Annotated in this window: 6 protein-coding genes and 1 pseudogene; 2 read left to right on the top strand and 5 right to left on the bottom strand. The window is 38.6% G+C overall.

Annotation, left to right across the window (positions count from 1 at the left end; genetic code table 11):
• Window positions 1-234, top strand: a pseudogene (locus tag AC06OU_RS05385) (GIY-YIG nuclease family protein); the annotation flags it as partial.
• A 6-nt stretch (window positions 235-240) separates the two neighbouring features.
• On the opposite strand, the gene AC06OU_RS05380 reads toward AC06OU_RS05385, so the two are convergent.
• From AC06OU_RS05380 to sppA, 5 genes are all read right to left on the bottom strand, one after another.
• Window positions 241-1431 carry an acetate kinase gene (locus AC06OU_RS05380; protein ID WP_475854460.1) on the bottom strand — a complete coding sequence of 397 codons (1191 nt, stop codon included), beginning with the start codon at window positions 1429-1431 and terminating at the stop codon, window positions 241-243.
• 65 nt (window positions 1432-1496) lie between these two features.
• On the bottom strand, window positions 1497-2426 hold the full coding sequence (locus tag AC06OU_RS05375) for a class I SAM-dependent methyltransferase (RefSeq protein ID WP_340883018.1): 930 nt from the start codon (window positions 2424-2426) through the stop codon (window positions 1497-1499).
• 64 nt (window positions 2427-2490) lie between these two features.
• Entirely contained in the window at window positions 2491-2994 is a 504-nt protein-coding gene (gene tpx / locus AC06OU_RS05370; RefSeq protein ID WP_169360937.1) for a thiol peroxidase, read from the bottom strand.
• 35 nt (window positions 2995-3029) lie between these two features.
• Window positions 3030-3611 carry an RDD family protein gene (locus AC06OU_RS05365; RefSeq protein ID WP_298473283.1) on the bottom strand — a complete coding sequence of 194 codons (582 nt, stop codon included), beginning with the start codon at window positions 3609-3611 and terminating at the stop codon, window positions 3030-3032.
• A gap of 12 nt (window positions 3612-3623) precedes the next feature.
• A complete protein-coding gene (gene sppA, locus AC06OU_RS05360) occupies window positions 3624-4637 on the bottom strand; it encodes a signal peptide peptidase SppA (RefSeq protein WP_475854459.1) in 1014 nt (337 codons plus the stop codon).
• Window positions 4638-4794: 157 nt separating this feature from the next.
• Between sppA and AC06OU_RS05355 the strand changes: the two genes are divergently transcribed.
• Window positions 4795-5490 (top strand): NAD kinase (locus tag AC06OU_RS05355; RefSeq protein ID WP_475854458.1); only part of this gene is annotated, 696 nt, incomplete at its 3' end.

The raw sequence follows: 5490 nt of genomic DNA, 5'->3' as shown, positions 1-5490 counted from the left end.
AATTATAAAGAAAAAATCGCTGAAGAACATTTAAAAAAAGAAAAACAATTAACTAAAAAACAAATAGAATATGCTAAAACAATGATTCAAAAATTAGATCAGGAGTATGAGTTAATGATTGATTATTCCTCTTTAACGAATGAAGATTTAAGTAGATTAAGTGTTTATTTTAGATTTAAAAACATTGGTGCTTTAAACAACCTTGTTAAAAAAGGTGTGTTAAAGATGAAATAATATTAACTACATCCCCGCCACCCTCATCACATCTCTCGCAATCATAATCTCTTCATTTGTAGGTATGACGATGACTTTTACGGGTGAGTGTGGGTAGTTGATGAAGCCTTCTTTGCCGTGCAGCTTGTTTAGGTCTGGGTCCATGTAGACTCCCATGAATTGGAGACCAGAGAGTACCTTTTCGCGGATAACCTCGCTGTTTTCTCCTATGCCGGCTGTAAAGATAATGGCGTCTACTCCATTCATACGGGCTGCGTAGGATCCGATGTATTTGTGTATTCGGTTGGCAAATACGTCTAGTGCTAGCTGGGCACGGTCATTGCCTTTGGTTGCTTCTGTTACGATATCTCGTAGATCACTAGAAAAGCCTGATACTCCGAGCATTCCAGATTTCTTGTTTAGTATATCTAGGATGCCTTCTGCACTTTTCCCTGTCTTCTCCATTAGGTATGGTATCAGTGCCGGGTCAATGTTTCCTGATCTTGTGCCCATTGTTACTCCTGCAAGTGGAGTAAAGCCCATGGAGGTATCGATAGATTTCCCTTTGTGAATAGCAGCGATGCTTGCCCCATTTCCGAGATGACAGGAGATTAGGCGAGTTATTTCTAGTGGCCTATTTAATAATTCTGCTGCTCGGTGAGCGACATATTTATGTGAGGTTCCGTGAAAACCATATTTTCGAATACTATACTTTTCGTAATAGTCATACGGAATCGAGTATAAATAAGAACTTTCAGGCATCGTTTGATGGAAAGCAGTATCAAACACAGCGATGGCTGGTATTTTTGGCAAAACTTTTTGAAATTCTCTTATACCTGTAACATTAGCTGGATTATGAAGTGGAGCAAACTCTGCTAATCTTTCAATATTTTTGATTACGTCCTCGTTTATTAAAATGGAGTCATTGTATGTTTCTCCTCCATGTACGACACGGTGGCCAATTCCTTGTATATCTTCTAACGACTGAATTACTTTGCGATCAATCAGCATTTTAATGAGCAATTTAACCGCCTGTTCGTGATTATCTACTTGCTCTATTAAGTGGATACGTTCATCGTCAAAGTTCATCGTAAACACAGGATTTGATAATCCTATTCTTTCGATTAATCCTTTTGCTATTACTCTTTCTTCGGGCATTGAGTACAACTGAAATTTTAAAGAAGAACTACCTGCATTAACTGCTAAAATATTTGGCATAAGAACACGCCCCTTCTTTATACTGATACAATAATTGTACCTTGCATAAAAGGGGCGGGCAAATTTTACCTATTATTTTCCTCTTGCCATATGTCGATTTTTTTGAAGAATAGCTCCATTGCTTCTCGATTTGTCATACTTGGTACCTTCGCAAGCAAGACCTCTCGTGGAGCCTTTAAGTCTTCACTTTTCTTTTGTAAAATAAGGAGACTCTTTTCTTGCGCTTTGTTCTTAAAGATAGAGTCTGGAAGTTGAATGACTGCTTGTATCCAGCCATTTTCTTTTATAAATTTATGCAGCTGTGGTGCTTGCTTTGATTCGAAAATCGTAGCTGGGACTAGAAAATATAGATACCCTCCCGGCTTTACATGCTTCATCGCTTGCTCCATAAACAAATGATGGGCATAAGGCATTTCATCCTCGCTATGAAGGAAATAATCCTTCGAGGCCTCTTCGTCTGGATAATATCCTACTGGCAAGTCACTTACAACTATATCGACGGGATCAATCATCAGTGGACGAATTGCATCCTGTCTAAATAACTGGATGTCCTGCTCCAGGAGTTCCCCAACCTGCGCAGCCAGCTGAATAAGTAACTCGTCTATCTCCACTCCAAACGCATGGGAAGTATTCGGAATGACGTTCATTAAGGTGAATAGAAGGTTTCCAGTGCCTAGTGCTGGATCTAAAAAGGACAGCTCCTTTTTCTCCTTGTTCATTTCTTTTACGAAATAGCTTAATAGTAGGCCAATTGCGTCCGGAGTCATTTGGTGATTTGCTTGAGTAGACTTGCTCATCCCTTTTAAAATAGCGAGCTGGATAGCTTTACGAATCTCTTCTTTTTTAGGATTCACAAGGTCAGGAGCTTTTTTATTTTCAAGCCATAGCTCAAGTGCATAGACGATTCCTTCTAAATAAGGAGCAGATTCCTGCTCTTCTATATATGTGGCTTCTTGATCGATAAATGAAAAGATTTTTTCTACATTTGTTTGCATACTGATCCCTCAAATGAAAACCCACTCGAAATAGAGTGGGTTTACTTATTTTTTATAGTGTTAGTTATTGTGCTGCTTTAACAGCTTCAAGCGCTTTTTCGTAGTCAGGATGGTTAGTACCTTCACTTACGATTTCCTTGTAAGTTACTACACCATTCTTATCTACTACAAATACCGAGCGAGCAAGTAAGCGTAACTCTTCCATTACTATTCCGAATGCTTTCCCGAAAGAAAGGTCACGGTGATCAGATAATGTCTGAATAGAATCTGCTGCATTTGCTCCACACCAACGAGACTGTGCAAAAGGTAGGTCAACAGAGATTGTTAAAATAACAACATCATCACCAAGACTTGCAGCACTTTCGTTAAACTTGTTAGTTTGTGCTGAACAAACACCAGTGTCAAGGGAAGGTACTACACTAATCAGGCGAGTTTTTCCAGCTGAATCCTCAAGAGTAACCGGCGATAGGTTATTTGCCAATACTGTAAAGTTTGGAGCTTTTTCCCCAACCTCTACCTCTTTGCCTAATAATGTTACAGGATTATTTTTAAATGTTACTTGTGTCATAATTATGTAGCCTCCTTTTCGATACTCTCATCTTACTAGAATTCGTTTGTCTCTTGCAACTCATTTGCAACAGGAGTGCGCTTATATTCTACAATTTCCTTTTTGTCATAGGAAGATTCGTGTATTACTAGTGTATCTGCGATAAAATCATGGATTGCTTGCTTTTGTGGCGTAAAGGCCGCAACTACATACGGTAGGTTAAATGGTATCACTGATATTAGACGTCCTACCCATTCTCTGAATAAAACCGTACCCCATGTTAGCTTTCCTTCTCCTTTAGATACAACACGAATGCCAAAAATCATTTTACCCACTGTTTGTGAAAAGAACTTCGTCATAAGAACAAAGTACAAATAGAAAAGAATTGCTGTTACAAGTGATATCGGTGCATACCAGCTTGAACTGCTTACATCCAATGAGAACAAGCGGAAAACTGGTTTGATTAACAGCATGCCCACAGAAGATAGCACGAGCAAATCTACTATATAAGCCCAAAAGCGTATCCAAAAGCCAGCAGCCTTTTGTACATAGCTTTCCGTTTTCGAAACGGCCATTGTTTGACGAACAGGCGGGCTTTCTTTTACAAGCTCATGGTTATTTGGTTCTAACTCACTCATTGTATTCCCTCCTTATTCATTTCCATAAAGGTACATCATTTTTGGTGCAGAATTATCTGCAATTAGCTTAGCAATCAGTTTAGATTCAATGTCTACTCCAAAAAATGATTGTGCCTTCATCGCAAATAACGAAGAGAAGCTAGGAGAAAAACCATACTCAAATACTTCTGCGTCCCCTAAGTCATAATCGTTTTGAATTGCCGCTACGGCATCCTCTAAGAAACCAAGCTCATCCGCAAGACCCGACTCCACGGCCTGTCTTCCGTTTAATATTCTTCCATCTGCTACTTTCTTAACTTCAGCCTCTGTCATATTTCTTCCTTCTTCAATAATATCAACAAAGTCCTCATAAGAATCATTTAGCATATCTTGTAGCATTGCTCGCTCTTCTTCTGTCATGTCTCTCGTTGGACTCATAATGTCTTTATATGGTCCTGATTTGATCGTCACAAATTCCACACCGTACTTTTCAGCAAGGCCGCCATAGTTTATGCTTTGCATAATAACCCCGATAGAACCTGTCAGTGTTTCTTTGTTGACAAAGATTTTATCGGCTGGTGCAGATATGTAATATCCTCCTGAAGCTGCCATGCTTCCCATCGAAACATAAAATGGTTTACCGGTCTCTTCTTGAATTTCTACTATTTCCTTATAGATCTGTGCTGATTCCACTACCCCTCCACCCGGGGAGTTTACTTGAAGAACGACTGCCTTAACAGAATCGTCATTTCTTACTTGATCTAATTGTTGAAGGAAAAATTGATGATTATATCCTTCTGTTCCAAACAAGCTAGTAGTTCCACCGGTATCTTGAATGGTACCATCTACTGTAAGTACAGCCACTCGTTTATTCATACTTCCTGGCTGAAGGACTGTTTCATAGAACTCTGTATTAGCTGTAGAGCTTACATCTTCCATAAATGTAGACCAATCTGTTGAGAATATGGATGAAGCAGTATTAACAACCAAGGATATGGCTAATAATATTGCAGCTCCTACAATGGCCAACCAACGTTTCATATTCATATTACTAATTTCCTCCTTTTTCTTTCCTTCTTACATACGTTATAAATGTCTAAATGTTTCACTAAATGATAAAATAATAATACATAGACTAAAAGTACATGTAAACTTAATAGATTCTGTGCTTCGCAGTCTAAGCCCTATAAAAAGGAGCATGCTTATGACTTCAAGAAATAATATCTACCTATACACAAAGAATGACGCACACTCTCTAAAACGTAAAGAATCGATACAAAAAGTTATTCATCAGCATGGTTTTGTAGCAGTGGAAAATTTTGAAGAGGCTTCTATTATCGTTAGTATCGGATCCGACGCGACCTTTTTACAGGCGGTGAGAAAAACTGGATTTAGACAAGATACGTTGTACGCAGGTATCTCGACTACTGACTCTTTAAATATGTACTGTGATTTTTTCGTTGATGACATAGAGAAAATGGCTGAAGCGGTATTAAAAGATAAGATTGTTGTACGTAAATACCCTGTTTTAGAGGTATCTGTTAATAGCAACCCAAAATTCTATTGTCTTAATGAGTTTACCATTCGTTCCAATATCATTAAATCTTTTGTTTTAGATATTTTTATTGACCACAAGCATTTTGAAACCTTTCGTGGGGATGGAATGGTTATTTCCACGCCGACTGGAAGCTCCGCCTATAATAAGTCATTAAACGGAGCAGTCGTAGATCCACTCTTACGCTGTATTCAAGTTGCAGAGATTGCCTCTATGAATAGCAACGAATACCGAACTCTTGGGTCTCCCTTTATATTAAGCAGCGATCGAACACTTGAACTTCGCCTTCAACAGGATTGGAATGATTATCCATCCATGAGTACTGATAACGAGGCGCTAAGTATT

This window comes from Psychrobacillus sp., assembly GCF_056205495.1.
The sequence above is the reverse complement of the archived record's forward strand: the minus strand, read 5'-3'. Positions and strand labels throughout refer to the sequence as shown.